Below are 15,513 nucleotides of genomic sequence, written 5' to 3'. Positions count from 1 at the left end.
CGTTATCTACCCAAAGATTAGCATAACTGGAGTACAGTGATAAAAAAGGATAAAAATCTATCTTTTAGCTAATACTTCTCTTATCTTGCGGAAGCATTTGAGTTCGTAGTTCCCATAGTGCCGGCACTTCAACCTACCTGATTAACTATCAGTACTCATTACCAGTAACTATTTATTCCATTTCATCCAAAACGAATAAAATCATGATCTACAAACGGGAGGACGTGAATACAAGCAAAAAACTCGATTATTTAGGAAAACGCTTTAGATGCTAATCAATCCGACCATATAGAAGTAGCCAGGAAATATTTCAAAGATTTTATTAAATCGGCACAATTATCAAAACTGTTAGTGACTTCTTTGAAAGCAGAATGATATTCACGTTTGTAGGGTTTACCAGTTAATGTTTCTCCGTGAGTATTTTCATAATCATAGATTGCAGTCCGAAGATAGATTTCTAATATTTTTTTATGTTCGGAAGAAGCACAGTTTTTTTGAACTATTTCATTCGTAGATTGGCAATCAAGTTTGACATGACCATAAAATTGACTTGAATTTTTATAAATATTATTTAACTCTTTTAATTCACTTGCTGATAAGCATTGTGCAGCATAAGCAAAATTATAAGTCACAACCATACAAATAATAAGTAAATTGAATTTCATTTTTTTATTCCTTATTGTTTTTTAATGATCTAATCATAGAGTCCAAATTTACACAACTACAACATTAGACAATCAGATGAATCAAAATTTTATTCAGATCGAGAGAAGAGAAAGTAATAAAAAAACAATAGCTCTAGAAATTGATTAATTATGGTCTAAGCATTTTAACTCCTATCTTAAATGCATCATTTTTGGCTCTAAGTATATGACTGAAAGCCTTGATGCGGTGGACGAGGGTGAAGCCGTTGCGATTCTTTAAGATGGCTGTGCAGTGGAATCTCATATGCCGGGTTCAATCCGAAAGATTAAATATGCTTCGGGGGATATTGTGGCAGAAGGTGCGACCTTAGCCGTGATTCAAACCATGGAATTTGAGATTCCAATTATTACCCCTAAGCGTATGCATATCAATGCCATTACTATTGAGAAAGTGAAAACGGTAAAACAGGGCAGGTATTTTTTACGCTTGCGCTAGTTGCTCATTAACATACAGAAAAGGCTACTAATCAGGATAGCCCTTTGTAAATAAATGATTACAATATATTAAGTCAAATGACTGATAGGCATCTAAATTATTTCGAATTTTAGTATATTTTTCCAGTATTTGTTTGATGTTTGATGTTTGAGTTGAGGTAAATTATTTGATTTATATTATGTGCTGACAAACCCTAAACTAATTGATTTCTATAATTTCATCATGCTCTGAATCATTATCAGAACTATAGTCTTTTAAATTTTCTGTCTAATAATATAGTTGTTCTGACATAAAAAAGCCTCTAAATTTAGAGGCTAATTTAGCATTAGTATATTGATCTAAAAATTTAAATTTATGGTAAATATTCTTTAATAATTTCAGTTTTTATTTATAGTAAAAAAAATTAAGGCGCAGTATTTTTTAACACTTTATTCAGCACATGCTGATGTATAAATCTGAATTTATCTAGTACTACATTCGACAGGGTAAATGGATAAGCATCTTCCACACCCATGCTGCGGTTTAAAGCATTGAGGTTAAATGTTACCGTCATCCAGTTCCGCAAAATCTTTTCAAAATCCTTTGCACCAATCGGGTTTTCTATAAATTCCATATTGGATAGGTCAGGCTTGTTAGTTTTTACCACAAGGCCAGCGTAGTATGCTGTTTCCAGCGTGTCCATCATATGCTGATAATGTACCCAGGTTTCAGCCCAGTCTTCCCAGGGATGCGTACTGGCATAGGAACTGACAAAATCTCTGGCCAGTTAGCCGGCGAACCTTGTTCATAATGCTGCTTTAATGCTTCGCCATAATTCTGACGTTCATCGCCAAACAAAGCGCGAAACTCATCAATCACTTTTGGATGCAAATGTTGCATGACATCAAAATAATAATGTCCGCTTTCGTGGCGGAAGTGCCCTAAAAGTGTCCGGTAGTTTTCGCCCATCTTAATGCGCGTAGTTTCACGGTAAACGACATCCGCTTCACTAACATTTAATGTAATAATGCCATTAGCATGACCTGTCAGCACCGGCTGCCCGTCTACCGAAATTTTAAAATTAAACCACAAACCATAACGGTCATCTAGGGAAGTTTTAGGGCGAGGCATAATGTTCAGCCGCTGCATCAGATACAGGAAACGCCGTTTTGCATGCTCGATGCGCCCCCAATAAATAACATTTTCCGGAATATCTAGATCTGGAAGCATTTGAGTTAACTGGACAGGATTCACAGTAAACCTCCTCACTGTCCGCTGGTAGCATCCAGTTGCAAACCTGATAATTCGTATAGTTATAGCAAGGCTTAAAGCGTTGCTGCTGAAAACAGGGATTCAACGCAAACCAGAGCTGATCAGACTCTTGCTGAAAACTACCCATATCTTTTTCAGAAGCAACATAGCCCAATACGGTTTGACAGTTGACGCACATTGAATTTGCAAAAAACACCTGATTATTACAGCTAGCACACGCAAAATACTTCATAACAGGTACGATTTTTTATCATAAAGTCCCTTTTTAAGGATTAATCGAGAAGGTGTTTAAATTGCCTAAATAAAAAAATAATTAATATAATTTAAATACTTACACTATATTTTAGTTTTATAGTTAAATTTTACATTAATGATCCTTATACAAGTTGTTAATTCTTAAGCATATATATTTATTTATCATAAAAATAAATAATAAATATAAAAAAACTTGAATATTAATTTAATTCATGTATTATTAGCTCAACTAGAAAAAAAGTCTTGTTTCGGTAAATCTTCTTTAAGTATCGCAGTTTTAGTCATAATCCTTCGTTTTTCAGATTTTAAGTTTCATTCTTTATTATTTTCCAAGTTATGAATAGTCATTAAATTGGCTAAAATTATTAAAAATCAATAGGATTTATTATGTCAAACTCAAATGTTGTTAAAGGTACTGTAAAGTGGTTCAACGAAACTAAAGGTTTTGGTTTTATTCAACAAGAAAACGGTCCAGATGTTTTTGCTCATTTCAGCGAAATCGCTAGTTCAGGCTTCAAAACCTTAATGGAAGGTCAGCAAGTAGAATTCAGCGTTGCACAAGGTCAAAAAGGCCCAAATGCAGTGAATATCATTGCTATCTAAAAGATATTAATATACAAAAATTAGATGAATTAAAAGTAATGTAAATTACTCATTATTTTCTTTTTGTATGCCAAAAAAGCCGAGACTCTCGGCTTTTTTTATGTCTATATATAAGGTATTTAATACATTCAACAAGGCAGTGGCAGCTTTATTTAATAACAATAACAAACTGATTGCAAAAATCAGCTGCAAATTCTCAATCAAATCCGCCATGATGCTCTACATATGCGTTCAAGTTCCTGCGCAATGCTCATGGAGACTCTAATGAATCCAGATCAACAACAAAATATCCCTAAGCGAGAATCACGCGTTTTTTCAAAAAGTTTTGATTATTCTTTGGATTTTAAAAAAATTAATTTTAGAAAAAGACCCGAACTGTATCGTATTGGCCGCGGTGAACAAGGAGTACTTCTGGTAGAACCGTATAAATCAGAAATACTGCCTTATTGGCAATTTGCCGATGAAGTTAAAGCTACACAAAGTAGCGAAAAGATTTATGCTTTATTTTTAGAGTATTTAGAGCAGAATGACTTTATTGGTGCGGATATGGCCAGAAAATTTTTACAAATGGGCTATACCCGAGCACGTCGCTATGCCAACCATAAAGGCGGTAAAAAATATAAAGGTTCAGTTCCTGAAGACAAAAAAGGCTTGAGTGGGGCACATGGTCGTCCAGAGTTAGCGCGTAGTGCAGAAGACCCTGTTAAAGCGGCGGCAGCACAAATTTTTAAGAACAAATGGGATGAAGCCAAGTTAAATCCCACTTATCTTGAATTAAAAGATAGATTTAATGCGTTTATTGATAAAAAAATAGCCGGACCTAAGCTGTAATAGGGCCTAAAGCTCATGATAAATCGCTATCAGGAATTTAATTGTATTTGCATCCCCTATATTTTTAAACTTATATGCGTTTGTATAAATTGTTCTTATTTTAATTATTTTTCATAAATATGCTGCAAAGCCAGACAAAAGTTATCAATTAAACCAAATCCCTCTATAATATCGCCCATTATTGCAAATGTCAGATGTTTGGTGTGATCACTAAACGGATGATGCTAGTTACTCTCTTTTTTAAGTCAATTTCTTTCCCGTGATTCGGCTTATGTTTTAATATTTAGAATCTTATGGGTCCACAGTGACATATAAGAATAGTTAGGTGCCAGCATGGAAATTAAGGTTAATTATCTCGACAACCTTCGACAAGAAGCCAAGTTCGATGATTTTTCGGTAATTGCCGACCAACCAATTCGTTATAAAGGGGATGGTTCGGCACCGGGACCCTTCGACTATTTTCTTGCATCTTCTGCTTTATGTGCAGCCTACTTTGTAAAGGTGTATTGTGCAGCACGTGATATCCCGACCGATAATATTCGTCTATCGCAAAACAACATCGTAGATCCAGAAAACCGCTACAAACAGATTTTTAAAATTCAGGTGGAATTACCTTCGGATATTTCAGAAAAAGACCGCCAAGGTATTTTGCGTTCAATCGACCGCTGTACGGTTAAAAAAGTGATCCAAACGGGTCCTGAATTTATTATTGAAGAAGTGGAAAGTATTGATGCAGATGCACAAGCTTTGTTAATGCCAAGTCTGACCGCAGAAAGCAGCACCTTTATTCCCGGTAAAGATCTGCCCTTGGAAGAAACCATTGCCAATATGTCAGGTATTTTGGCCGGTCTGGGCATGAAGATTGAAATTGCATCATGGCGTAATATTGTACCGAATGTGTGGTCTTTACATATTCGTGATGCGCAATCGCCAATGTGCTTTACCAACGGTAAGGGTTCAACCAAAGAAAGTGCTTTGGCGTCGGCATTGGGGGAGTTCATTGAACGTCTAAACTGTAACTTTTTCTATAATGATCAGTTTTGGGGTCAAGATATTGCCAATGCTGAATTTGTACATTACCCAGATGAAAAATGGTTCAAGCCAGGCCCGAATGACGAATTGCCTAAAGAAATTTTGGATGAATATACTTTAGAGATTTACAATCCTGAAGATGAATTGCTGGGTTCACATTTGTACGACACCAACTCAGGCAATACCGAGCGTGGTATTTGTTCATTACCATTTGTGCGTCATTCTGATGGGGAAGTGGTTTATTTCCCATCGAACCTGATTGAAAACTTATATTTAAGTAACGGTATGAGTGCCGGAAATACTTTGGCTGAAGCGCAAGTGCAGTGTTTATCTGAAATTTTTGAACGTGCGGTGAAACGTGAAATTTTAGAAGGCGAGATTGCACTTCCCGATGTACCAGAAGATGTATTGTCGAAATATCCAGGCATTGTGGCAGGTATCAAAGCTTTGGAAGAACAAGGCTTCCCGGTCTTGGTCAAGGATGCGTCTTTGGGTGGGAAATATCCAGTGATGTGCGTAACACTGATGAATCCACGTACTGGCGGTGTTTTTGCATCATTTGGTGCACATCCGAAGCTAGAGGTCGCCTTAGAGCGTAGTTTGACTGAGCTATTGCAAGGTCGTAGTTTTGAAGGTCTAAATGATCTACCAAAACCAACCTTTAGCAGCAATGCAGTCACTGAACCGAATAACTTCGTAGAGCACTTTATCGATTCAAGCGGTCTGGTGTCTTGGCGTTTCTTTAGCTCAAAATCTGATTATGAATTTGTCGAATGGGATTTCACTTCTGAGGGTGAAAATTCTAATAGCGATGAAGCTGCAACCATGTTTGGCATTCTAGAAGAGATGGGCAAAGAGGTCTACATGGCAGTGTATGAGCATTTAGGTGCAACTGCTTGCCGTATCGTGGTGCCGGGTTATTCTGAAATCTATTTGGTTGAAGATCTTATCTGGGACAATACCAATAAAGCACTTCAATTCCGCGAAGATATCTTAAATATCCACCGGTTGGATGATGAGCAGCTTGTAGCTTTGGTGGAGCGTTTGGAAGAATGTGAGTCTGATGATTACACGGATATCGTGACCTTAATTGGTATTGAATTTGATGACAATACCGTTTGGGGGCAGCTCACTATTCTTGAACTTAAGCTACTAATTTATATTGCCTTACAGCAATTTGAAGAAGCAAAAGATTTAGTTGAGCAATTCCTGCAATACAATACCAATACGGTTGAACGTGGTTTATTCTACCAGTGCCTGAATGTCGTTCTTGAAGTTGAACTGGATGACGACATGGATTTGAATGATTATGAAACCAATTTCCGCCGTATGTTTGGTGATGAACGTATGGATGCCGTGATTGGTTCGATGGATGGCAGTATCCGCTTCCATGGTTTAACTGAAACCAGTATGAAACTGGAAGGCTTAGACCGTCATTTACGTCTGGTCGAAAGCTATAAAAAGCTCCATACGGCACGCTCGAAGTTTGCAACCGTATCAAAATAAAATTATGTAGGGTAGGGAGCAATCACGAATATTACGCAGTTGCTCCTATACTTTTGATGGGAAATCAATACATTGAAGAAATGCTATCCTAAATGCTTATTTTGTGGCATATGAATATGTACATAAAAAAAGCATATACGGATTAAATCACTGAAATAGATTTTTTTTGAACGTGCTAAGCTAAATTTTGATTTTACCTATACTTTTCAATGTTTTATTTAACTTTCTTGACACATGCTGATCAGTATAAAATCCTTTGTAGCGAATTATATATTCGCTAACTTACTCAATTTTCATCAATATTCGAGAGCCATAAGATCAGCTTATTATATTGCTAAACTTTGACATCTCGGATTCGAATCAACTTAAGGTAAGGAATCCTGACATAGTATTCATGTAGCTAAAAACAGAAAGACTTATAAATCAGATTTAACTACTAGGACATATTATCAATTAAACTAAATATTGGTGAACGTAAGATAGATCGTTGACCTAAATAAAGGATATGAACTTTAAAGATATTCTAATTAACTTATGTTCACCTAGAATCTAGTTCACAATTAAACTTATGTTTAATAAACAATAAATTTAATTACTTAGAGCACTAAAGTCATAAATTATAAAATATTTGGTTCATGAACCTAGCTATGAATACATATTTTCCTACTAAAAAGGTCTTAAGAATAGACTAAATTTGTCTGGGAGAGTGGTGGCAGTCCACCACTAATTAAAAGGTGTCTACAAAATCGTTGGCTATTCAATAAGTCTAGGTTACTATTTGGTATAAAATATTATGCTGAGACTAGGGTTTTGATAGCTACTAATTCTGTTTGGCTTTTTGGCGTAAGACATACAGATATAAGCTTTCTACTTTTTCACGTGCCCATGGTGTGGTACGTAAGAATCGCAATGATGATTTAACACTTGGATCTATGTAAAAACATCTAATTTCAATTTTACGATTTAAGCCTTCAAAGCCACCGTAGTAATCCAATAATTCATCCAAAATGTCAGCAAGTTTTTTGCCGTGTAAAGGGTCATTGGAGGTGTTCATAATAGATCAACAATATTTTGGGAGGCTATTATTATAACCTGAGCTAGTTGGAAAATGAGAGGGTTGGAATTTAAACGTAATTAACATAGAAAATTACAGCTTATCTTCCTATTTACAACAGTGCTGATGCATAAAATATTTCAAAAAATTAATAATTCAAAGAAAGCTTTTTAATATATGCTACCGTTAAAAAGCTACAAGAAAACGGCCTCTTTCAGGTACACGCTATTTAACTTATGTTCACCTAGAATCTAGTTCACAATTAAATTTATGTTTAATAAAAAATAAATTTAATTACTTAGAGCACTAAAGTCATAAATTATAAAATATTTGGTTCATGAACCTAGCTATGAATACATATTTTCCTACTAAAAAGGTCTTAAGAATAGACTAAATTTGTCTGGGAGAGTGGTGGCAGTCCACCACTAATTAAAAGGTGTCTACAAAATCGTTGGCTATTCAATAAGTCTAGGTTACTATTTGGTATAAAATATTATGCTGAGACTAGGGTTTTGATAGCTACTAATTCTGTTTGGCTTTTTGGCGTAAGACATACAGATATAAGCTTTCTACTTTTTCACGTGCCCATGGTGTGGTACGTAAGAATCGCAATGATGATTTAACACTTGGATCTATGCAAAAACATCTAATTTCAATTTTACGATTTAAGCCTTCAAAGCCACCGTAGTAATCCAATAATTCATCCAAAATGTCAGCAAGTTTTTTGCCGTGTAAAGGGTCATTGGAGGTGTTCATAATAGATCAACAATATTTTGGGAGGCTATTATTATAACCTGAGCTAGTTGGAAAATGAGAGGGTTGGAATTTAAACGTAATTAACATAGAAAATTACAGCTTATCTTCCTATTTACAACAGTGCTGATGCATAAAATATTTCAAAAAATTAATAATTCAAAGAAAGCTTTTTAATATATGCTACCGTTAAAAAGCTACAAGAAAACGGCCTCTTTCAGGTACACGCTATTTAACTTATGTTCACCTAAAGTCTAGTTCATAGAACAATCTTAAAATTTATTTTTTAAATTTAGTTGCTTAAGAATCAAGATTTAAAAAAGTAAAAATCTTAGTTCATGAACCTAGATAATTTTTAATTAATTAGCGCTAAAATTAGTAAAATTTAGATGAAATATGTTTTAAATAACCGATCGCTACACACTAAAAATGAAGGCAAAGAGCTCTGGGGAGATAAATACATCTTAAAAGCCACATGCGCATGGTTAGGTTATGAATAACTAAATTTTTGCATAAGCCTTTTGTTACCATCTTTGAATTTTCATATTGAAACAAATAAGAACATATTTCTAAAAGAAAATTTCTGAACCAACGCTATAAAGGGTCATGATGTGTGCGCTCATGCCATGCCATTAATTTATTATACCCGTCAATTTCAATAGGAGGGTTTTTCGAAATAATGCCAGAATTTTTTTCTAACAAATGATGTGGAGCAACAGCAATCCAGTCACTATTTTTTAAGATTTCTGGTAATAATAGAAAGCTTGTAATTGACATCACGACATTTCTTTTTTCTCAATTTTTTCTAAGGCTATATCTATTGTCCTTGAAAAACCATCTCCGTCATATGAAATCAAGACAGGGTTGAATGAACAGAATGTATCAATATCTAACTCTTTAGAGGCTAATGGGTGGTTTTCTCGCATCGCATCAGACATACATAATTTTCTTTGTGAATGATTTGAGAGCGTAGACCTAAAAAAACTGTCGGTTCATCCTATCATCAGGTCTAAGTTGGTAAATCGCACGTGTGCCTATTTTTTCTCCCGTCACTTGATCAATGATGATAGGTTTAATTTTTGTACCATTTTCAGCATCCAAAAATGTGACCATTTTTTCTGGATGTTCACAAGGCTTATGTTTTCGCCCCCAATACAAATAAAACAGGTAAAAAATCTTTTCCTGCTTGGGTTAGTACATATTCTTCACGCGGAGGATGCTCTGAGTATTGTCTTTTTTCAAGTAATCCTTCATCGACTAAAATAGATAAACGTTTAGTTAGCATTGTGGGAGCAATGCCTAAACTTTTACGAAATTGATCAAATCGTGAGAAACCTGCATGTGCATCTCGTAAAATTAACATGCTCCATTGTATTTACTCTATAAAGGGATAAGTCATTCAATATTTTCCCACCAGCGTGGAAAGTCATTAAATTCATCATCCAACCACAGGGGCTGCCCAATCTTTGGTGTGAGCAAAATCAAAGATGCGTTATCACTAGCCTGAGCTACTCGTTTAAAAGGTTCCTTCCATGAATGTGTGGAAAGGGCAAAGCGTCCAATGTGCATTGGCATCATGGTTTTGGCTTTTAAATCTACTGCGGCCTGTACAGCCTCTTCGGGTGTCATGTGAATGAGAGGCCAACGAGGATCGTATTGTCCGCTATCCAGCATGACTAGATCAAAGCCACCTAATTGGGATGCAATCTGCTGAAAATGTGGACCATAGCCACTGTCACCACCAAAATAAATTTTATGGGTCGGGGTTATTAGAGCATAACTTGCCCATAAGGTTTTATTGCGGGCAAAGGTACGCCCTGAATAATGGCGGGCAGGTAAAGTATGAATGTTTAAGCCATTATCAGTTTTCAGGGTATCAAACCAGTCATTTTCATGGATTTTTGATAAAGGATAACCCCAGTATTCAAAATGTGAACCAATACCTAGCGGTACGACTACATTTTTAACCTTATCCTTGAGCTGGATCACCGTCGTATAATCCAGATGGTCATAGTGATCGTGGGAAATCAGTAGATAGTCAATCTCAGGAATATCTTCAACTTTATAAAGCGTTGTTCCCTTAAATGCTTTCACTAAAAATGAAAAAGGTGCAGCATAGTCACTGAGTACAGGATCAATCAGAATGCGCTTTCCTGCCAACTGAATATAATAAGCAGAATGTCCCAGCCAGATCACCACATCTTGTTGTGGATTTAAAGCCAGTAAATTGGTTTTAACACTTGGAATGGCTTGTGGGGGTACAGTCTGCTGTTTCTCTTCCCAGAAATTATCCCAGAAGATTTTTAGGGTGCTTTCTCCATCACGTAGCATTGGTGTTGCGACAGGGTAAGTAAATTCATCATGAATATAATGAGGAGATTTCTGGATTCGTTCCAAGCGTACCTGTTCTGGTAACTTTCCAAATTGTGGACAATTTAAAGTGGTACAGGCGGTAAATAATATGCCTATACCTACTACAATCAGAATAAGGGTAACTTTATATTTTTTTCGCATCATGGTTGTACAAGAACCTGGGCTTCCAATTAAAAAAAGCCAAGTTGATTTGAGTCTACCCAACTTGGCTAAAATAATGGTTATTTTAAGTTTTTAGTAAAAAAATTAGTCAATTTGTCAAATGGAATTAGATCAGTACGGTCATACAAATCAACATGGCCTGCGCCATTAACGTAATACAATTCTTTCGATTGTCCTGCACGTTTATATGCCTCTTCACTAAACTCTTTTGAATGTGCCTGATCACCAGTAATAAACAGCATTGGACGTGGTGAAATGGTTTCAATGTCATTGAATGGATAGAAGTTCATAAATTTCATATTACTGGTCAACGTAGGATGTGTGGTCGTTTTTGAGTCGGCACCTTTCGGGGTAAATTTACCGCGTGCTGTACGATAAAAGTCAAAAAACTCACGTTGAATCGGATGCGTATCTGCTGCTAATTCATGAACTGTGCCACTGGTATATTCAGTTTTCCCACCTGTAAATTCAACATAACGTTGTTCTGCTGCATCTGCAATGATTTTTTTTCTCTGCGCTAAAGTCTGAGAATGGTTTAGGGCATTACGGTTTGCAGCACCCATATCGTACATACTGACGGTTGCAATTGCTTTCATACGTGGATCGATTTTAGCTGCGCTAATCACGAAACTACCACTTCCACAAATACCCAAAGCACCAATTCGGTTACGATCAATAAAATCACGTGTCCCTAAATAATCCACCGCTGCACTAAACGCTTCTGCATAAATATCGGGTGCAACCACATTACGCGCTTGTCCGTCGCTTTCACCCCAAAAAGATTGATCAATCGCCAAAGTGACAAAACCTTGTTCAGCCAACTTTTGCGCATACAGCATCGAACTTTGCTCTTTTACTGCACCCATTGGATGTCCGATCACAATTGCAGGTGCTTTGCTATTTTTCTTTAAATTTTTCGGAATGATTAAATTACCTACAATATTCATATTGTACTGGTTTTTAAAGGTCACTTTTTGAATGGTAACTTGAGTGCTTTGGTAAAAGTTATTCGCACCATTTGACATATCTGCTGCCATTGTTGAGGGGATAGAAAATAGACCGATGGTTGCGACTAAGAGTGTACTCGCTGTAGAAACGCGAAGTTTCTGTGTAAATGTTAAAAGTTGCATGATGATTTCCAAAAAACATAAAATTGATAAAAGGACAGTTGAGGCTCTATTTCACTTGGCTGATGAAAATCTTCAGCTCATCTTTTTGAGAAAAATCGTTGGGTAATATGTCCATTTTTCCAAGAAAAATTAATCCGTTGGCATATCCAACATCGGAATCTTTATAGAAAAATGCAAGATTGCCCCACGGTGCGAAATAGGTAAGATCACCTGATTGACCTGCATAGCCTTTAGGTGCGCTTTGAGTTGATAATTTTTGAGGAAGATGAGTAATTTTTTCTGATGCTGCATAGTCTTTTAAGGTCAAAGTTAGAGGCAGTTGTTGAATGAAATCTTGCGTCGTAGGTGACTCAATTAAGGTCACCGAAACGGGCTGTTTTGATCCTTCAATCTGAATTTGAATATTCATGTTTAGACGCTTCTTTTGCAAATGATGATCGACTCGGTTTTTGGCTTCGGCATTTACTACAGTTAAACTGAAAAGAACACAGAGCAAGGTTAAACAGCCAAAAACAACGAAGGAATACTGTGTTTTATTCATGATTGAGACCATCTCAATGTCATTAAACTGAAGGATTCGAATACTTTTAAATCGGTTTTTAACGCATCTAAAATAGCAACTCAAAGAACTTCAATGAATTGAGTGTAAGTGCTTTCAAGAAAAATGATTAGACTAAAAAACAGACATAAACTTATGAGTAAATTTCATCAATTAAGCTAAAATCGCTTTGATTAAGCGATATACTGAAACGTAGACCGGCTTTAATCTTGAGTGGAATACACGGATGATCACCAAAGAAAATTATAATGATTTATATGCCTTTCTCATGGTGACTCGGGAAGGAAGCTTTACTAAAGCTGCGGGTAAACTGGGGGTGTCCCAATCTGCATTAAGCCATACCATTCGCGGACTAGAAGAACGACTCGGAATTTTATTGCTCACGCGTACCACACGGAGTGTTTCAGTCACTGAAGCGGGTGAGCGGTTACGAAAAACCATTAGTCCCAATTTTGACCAAATTGACAATGAACTTTCACTGTTGACCAAATTGAGAGATACCCCAGCAGGTACAATTAGAATTAATGCCAGTAGTCATGCCATCCGACAAATTTTATTACCTAAACTCAAAAAATTGAGTCTACTTTATCCCGATGTCCATGTTGAATTAACAGCAAACAGTGGCATGGTGGATATTGTGGCGGAACGTTTTGATGCGGGCGTGCGTTTTGGTAGCCGCGTTGCAGATGGAATGATTGCAGTACGTATCGGTCAAGATGTCAATATGGTGGTGGTCGCGACACCCGAATATTTTGAAAAAAATGGGATACCACAAATACCGCAAGAATTGATCCAGCATCAATGTATTGGTTTTAGACTCACCACACAGGGCGGAATTTATGCGTGGGAATTTGTTAAAGATGGTCTAGAGATTAAAATTAAAATACAAGGGCAGTGGGTTTTTAACGAGTCTTACCACAGTGTGGATGCGGTACGACTCGGCTTAGGAATGGCCTATATTCCTGAAGATATGGTGCAAGACGATTTGGAACAAGGCCGTTTAATTAAAGTACTGGAGGATTACAGCATTACATTTCCTGGCTATCATTTATATTATCCACATAGAAGACAGCAATCGCCCGCTTTAAAACTGGTTATTGATACTTTACGTGTAACAGATGACGCCAAGTAAGTAATGAAAATATCGCACTTAAGACTAGAATCGACGCGCTAAAGATGAATGTGGACTGGTAGCCTTGAGCGTCAAACAATACTCCGCCGAGTGTCGCGCCCAACGTAATTGCCAGTTGTATAATGGCCACCATTAAACCCCCACCTAACTCTGCATCATGGGGCAAAGTACGTGTCAGCCATGTATTCCAAGCCACAGGTGCTGAAGTCCCAATAAAGCCCCAGATTGCCATCAACAAAGCGACGATCCAAATTTGATGCCCAAAAAAAACAAGAGCTGTTGCAACCAGAGCCATGCCAATTGGAATAAAGAACAGGTAGCGATATACATGGGCATGTAAAATATGGCTAATCACAAAGGTTCCAACCAATCCTGCCAGACCCAAAACTAGAAGTAGAGTTGAAAGCATATTGGTATTGACCATGGTTACATTTTCTAAGAATGGACGTAAATAAGTAAACAGTGCAAATTGACCCATAAATAAGAACAAAACACCGAGCATGCCTAAAAGAACAACAGGTCTTTTTAACAGTGAAAATGCATGTCCAGATTTTTGTTGCGTATTCAAGGCTGGCAAAGATGGCATACTTTTGAGTTGCCAAAGCAAAGCCATGATTGCAATAGGCACAATACAAAAGAAGGCACCACGCCAGCCAATGATCGAACCTAAAAAACTTCCAAGCGGCGCAGCCACAGTCATGGCCAAAGCATTGCCACCATTTAAAAGTCCCAATGCTTTGGGTACATGGTTAAAAGGTACCAATCGCATCACAATTGCAGTGGAGATGGCCCAAAAGCCACCAATCACAATCCCCAGTAAGGCACGTCCAGTCATAAATAATACGGCATTGTGTGCCAAGGTCACCAAGAGGCCTGAAATAATCATCAGGATGGTCAAAGCAAGAATCACATGACGTCGATCCCAGTGTTTGGTGATTTTGCTGATGGTTAAACTGCTCATCACTGCAAAAATCCCTGAAATGGCAATCGCTTGTCCGACTTGTCCTTCGCGCATATTTAAATCGAAGGCGATGGGAGTAAGTAAACTGACTGGCATAAATTCAGAAGCAATCAAAACAGCACAACACAAAGACATCACCCAGACAGCTCCCCAAGAAGGAGTGCTTGATGGTGCCATGACTGGATCAATTTGATTGGGAGAAATAGGCATATGACTTCCCGCTTTGAGAATAACAAAGCATTGAGGTGTTCGAAGAAGTCAGCAGATTAACAAAAATTGGAGAAATAGATTAGATTCTGAAATACGAATAGAGTTATGAGTTCTATACATGAATGTTTAAAATTCGATGATGCATTTAAATTTTTTGACTATCTAAAAAGATATCGTTCATCAATTGGAATACACAAGTTTTTATTAGTATGTTTTAGCGCTTGTGTTGAACTACCATAATTCTCTTAGAAAAAGTTAGTCTATTATTTGGACTATTTTCACTTTCTTATTCCTGTATGTTCTACATTTATGAGTTTTAAGCAATTTACTTATTAATTGTCTAACTATACTTATCTACACATAGATTTTGTTAACAGATGGTATAGGCATGTTTCCAGAAGATGAGATTGATCGTGAATCGATGGAGTTTGACGTCGTTATCGTAGGCGCAGGCCCTGCGGGTCTTTCTGCAGCGATCAAAATTCGCCAACTTGCAATTGAAAACAATCTAAACGATCTGTCCGTTTGTGTCGTGGAAAAGGGCTCTGAAGTCGGTGCACA

15 protein-coding genes and 3 pseudogenes are annotated in these 15,513 nt (G+C 36.9%); 6 read left to right on the top strand and 12 right to left on the bottom strand.

Annotation, left to right across the window (positions count from 1 at the left end; genetic code table 11):
* Positions 1–275: 275 nt before the first annotated feature.
* Entirely contained in the window at positions 276–665 is a 390-nt protein-coding gene (locus ACP69Y_RS06865) for a hypothetical protein (protein ID WP_425917314.1), read from the bottom strand.
* 199 nt (positions 666–864) lie between these two features.
* On the opposite strand from ACP69Y_RS06865, the pseudogene ACP69Y_RS06860 reads away from it, so the two are divergent.
* Positions 865–1,151, top strand: a pseudogene (locus ACP69Y_RS06860) (biotin/lipoyl-containing protein); the annotation flags it as partial.
* 392 nt (positions 1,152–1,543) lie between these two features.
* On the opposite strand, the pseudogene ACP69Y_RS06855 reads toward ACP69Y_RS06860, so the two are convergent.
* A pseudogene (locus ACP69Y_RS06855) lies at positions 1,544–2,623 on the bottom strand (zinc-binding metallopeptidase family protein).
* 410 nt (positions 2,624–3,033) lie between these two features.
* Here ACP69Y_RS06855 and ACP69Y_RS06850 point away from each other — a divergent pair.
* Positions 3,034–3,249 (top strand): cold-shock protein, encoded by a 216-nt coding sequence (locus ACP69Y_RS06850; RefSeq protein WP_425917312.1) that lies wholly within the window; start codon positions 3,034–3,036, stop codon positions 3,247–3,249.
* A gap of 45 nt (positions 3,250–3,294) precedes the next feature.
* On the opposite strand, the gene ACP69Y_RS06845 is transcribed toward ACP69Y_RS06850, so the two are convergent.
* The gene (locus ACP69Y_RS06845; protein ID WP_425917310.1) at positions 3,295–3,462 is read right to left on the bottom strand and encodes a hypothetical protein; all 168 of its coding nucleotides are present in this window, start codon (positions 3,460–3,462) and stop codon (positions 3,295–3,297) included.
* 51 nt (positions 3,463–3,513) lie between these two features.
* On the opposite strand from ACP69Y_RS06845, the gene ACP69Y_RS06840 reads away from it, so the two are divergent.
* Complete coding sequence (locus tag ACP69Y_RS06840; protein ID WP_425917308.1) at positions 3,514–4,080, top strand: DUF4385 domain-containing protein; 567 nt, start codon at positions 3,514–3,516, stop codon at positions 4,078–4,080.
* A gap of 333 nt (positions 4,081–4,413) precedes the next feature.
* Positions 4,414–6,618, top strand: coding sequence for an OsmC domain/YcaO domain-containing protein (locus ACP69Y_RS06835; RefSeq protein WP_425917306.1), 2,205 nt, complete (start codon positions 4,414–4,416; stop codon positions 6,616–6,618).
* An 820-nt stretch (positions 6,619–7,438) separates the two neighbouring features.
* Here the strand turns inward: ACP69Y_RS06835 and ACP69Y_RS06830 are convergent.
* From ACP69Y_RS06830 to ACP69Y_RS06795, 8 genes and pseudogenes are all read right to left on the bottom strand, one after another.
* Positions 7,439–7,672 (bottom strand): VF530 family DNA-binding protein, encoded by a 234-nt coding sequence (locus tag ACP69Y_RS06830; protein WP_425917305.1) that lies wholly within the window; start codon positions 7,670–7,672, stop codon positions 7,439–7,441.
* A 522-nt stretch (positions 7,673–8,194) separates the two neighbouring features.
* On the bottom strand, positions 8,195–8,428 hold the full coding sequence (locus ACP69Y_RS06825; protein WP_131218144.1) for a VF530 family DNA-binding protein: 234 nt from the start codon (positions 8,426–8,428) through the stop codon (positions 8,195–8,197).
* A 591-nt stretch (positions 8,429–9,019) separates the two neighbouring features.
* Positions 9,020–9,202 carry a hypothetical protein gene (locus ACP69Y_RS06820; protein WP_425917303.1) on the bottom strand — a complete coding sequence of 61 codons (183 nt, stop codon included), beginning with the start codon at positions 9,200–9,202 and terminating at the stop codon, positions 9,020–9,022.
* On the bottom strand, positions 9,202–9,363 hold the full coding sequence (locus ACP69Y_RS06815; protein WP_425917301.1) for a hypothetical protein: 162 nt from the start codon (positions 9,361–9,363) through the stop codon (positions 9,202–9,204). Before ACP69Y_RS06815 ends, ACP69Y_RS06820 begins: the two co-directional genes overlap by 1 nt.
* 37 nt (positions 9,364–9,400) lie before the next feature.
* Positions 9,401–9,794, bottom strand: a pseudogene (locus tag ACP69Y_RS06810) (winged helix-turn-helix transcriptional regulator); the annotation flags it as partial.
* Positions 9,795–9,820: 26 nt separating this feature from the next.
* Positions 9,821–10,942: an MBL fold metallo-hydrolase gene (locus ACP69Y_RS06805; protein ID WP_425917299.1), complete on the bottom strand. Its 1,122-nt coding sequence runs from the start codon at positions 10,940–10,942 to the stop codon at positions 9,821–9,823.
* Positions 10,943–11,019: 77 nt separating this feature from the next.
* The gene (locus tag ACP69Y_RS06800) at positions 11,020–12,090 is read right to left on the bottom strand and encodes an alpha/beta hydrolase (protein WP_425917297.1); all 1,071 of its coding nucleotides are present in this window, start codon (positions 12,088–12,090) and stop codon (positions 11,020–11,022) included.
* Positions 12,091–12,136: 46 nt separating this feature from the next.
* A complete protein-coding gene (locus ACP69Y_RS06795) occupies positions 12,137–12,631 on the bottom strand; it encodes a cyclophilin-like fold protein (protein ID WP_425917295.1) in 495 nt (164 codons plus the stop codon).
* Between the two features lie 244 nt (positions 12,632–12,875).
* On the opposite strand from ACP69Y_RS06795, the gene ACP69Y_RS06790 reads away from it, so the two are divergent.
* Positions 12,876–13,781 carry a LysR family transcriptional regulator gene (locus ACP69Y_RS06790; RefSeq protein WP_425917293.1) on the top strand — a complete coding sequence of 302 codons (906 nt, stop codon included), beginning with the start codon at positions 12,876–12,878 and terminating at the stop codon, positions 13,779–13,781.
* Here the strand turns inward: ACP69Y_RS06790 and ACP69Y_RS06785 are convergent.
* Positions 13,744–14,952, bottom strand: coding sequence for an MFS transporter (locus ACP69Y_RS06785; protein WP_425917291.1), 1,209 nt, complete (start codon positions 14,950–14,952; stop codon positions 13,744–13,746). The genes ACP69Y_RS06790 and ACP69Y_RS06785 overlap by 38 nt on opposite strands.
* Positions 14,953–15,340: 388 nt before the next feature.
* Between ACP69Y_RS06785 and ACP69Y_RS06780 the strand changes: the two genes are divergently transcribed.
* Positions 15,341–15,513 (top strand): FAD-dependent oxidoreductase (locus ACP69Y_RS06780; RefSeq protein WP_425917636.1); only part of this gene is annotated, 173 nt, incomplete at its 3' end.

Origin of the sequence: Acinetobacter sp. TSRC1-2 (genome assembly GCF_049895885.1) — a bacterium.
Lineage (GTDB): Bacteria > Pseudomonadota > Gammaproteobacteria > Pseudomonadales > Moraxellaceae > Acinetobacter.
This window is presented reverse-complemented; position numbering and strand designations above follow the sequence as displayed.

Excerpts from the sequence above, each read along its gene's own strand:
- ACP69Y_RS06865 (WP_425917314.1), bottom strand. The coding sequence starts at position 665 with ATGAAATTCAATTTACTTATTATTTGTATGGTTGTGACTTATAATTTT.
- ACP69Y_RS06850 (WP_425917312.1), top strand. The coding sequence starts at position 3,034 with ATGTCAAACTCAAATGTTGTTAAAGGTACTGTAAAGTGGTTCAACGAA.
- ACP69Y_RS06845 (WP_425917310.1), bottom strand. The coding sequence starts at position 3,462 with ATGGCGGATTTGATTGAGAATTTGCAGCTGATTTTTGCAATCAGTTTG.
- ACP69Y_RS06840 (WP_425917308.1), top strand. The coding sequence starts at position 3,514 with ATGAATCCAGATCAACAACAAAATATCCCTAAGCGAGAATCACGCGTT.
- ACP69Y_RS06835 (WP_425917306.1), top strand. The coding sequence starts at position 4,414 with ATGGAAATTAAGGTTAATTATCTCGACAACCTTCGACAAGAAGCCAAG.
- ACP69Y_RS06830 (WP_425917305.1), bottom strand. The coding sequence starts at position 7,672 with ATGAACACCTCCAATGACCCTTTACACGGCAAAAAACTTGCTGACATT.
- ACP69Y_RS06825 (WP_131218144.1), bottom strand. The coding sequence starts at position 8,428 with ATGAACACCTCCAATGACCCTTTACACGGCAAAAAACTTGCTGACATT.
- ACP69Y_RS06820 (WP_425917303.1), bottom strand. The coding sequence starts at position 9,202 with ATGTCAATTACAAGCTTTCTATTATTACCAGAAATCTTAAAAAATAGT.
- ACP69Y_RS06815 (WP_425917301.1), bottom strand. The coding sequence starts at position 9,363 with ATGTCTGATGCGATGCGAGAAAACCACCCATTAGCCTCTAAAGAGTTA.
- ACP69Y_RS06805 (WP_425917299.1), bottom strand. The coding sequence starts at position 10,942 with ATGATGCGAAAAAAATATAAAGTTACCCTTATTCTGATTGTAGTAGGT.
- ACP69Y_RS06800 (WP_425917297.1), bottom strand. The coding sequence starts at position 12,090 with ATGCAACTTTTAACATTTACACAGAAACTTCGCGTTTCTACAGCGAGT.
- ACP69Y_RS06795 (WP_425917295.1), bottom strand. The coding sequence starts at position 12,631 with ATGAATAAAACACAGTATTCCTTCGTTGTTTTTGGCTGTTTAACCTTG.
- ACP69Y_RS06790 (WP_425917293.1), top strand. The coding sequence starts at position 12,876 with ATGATCACCAAAGAAAATTATAATGATTTATATGCCTTTCTCATGGTG.
- ACP69Y_RS06785 (WP_425917291.1), bottom strand. The coding sequence starts at position 14,952 with ATGCCTATTTCTCCCAATCAAATTGATCCAGTCATGGCACCATCAAGC.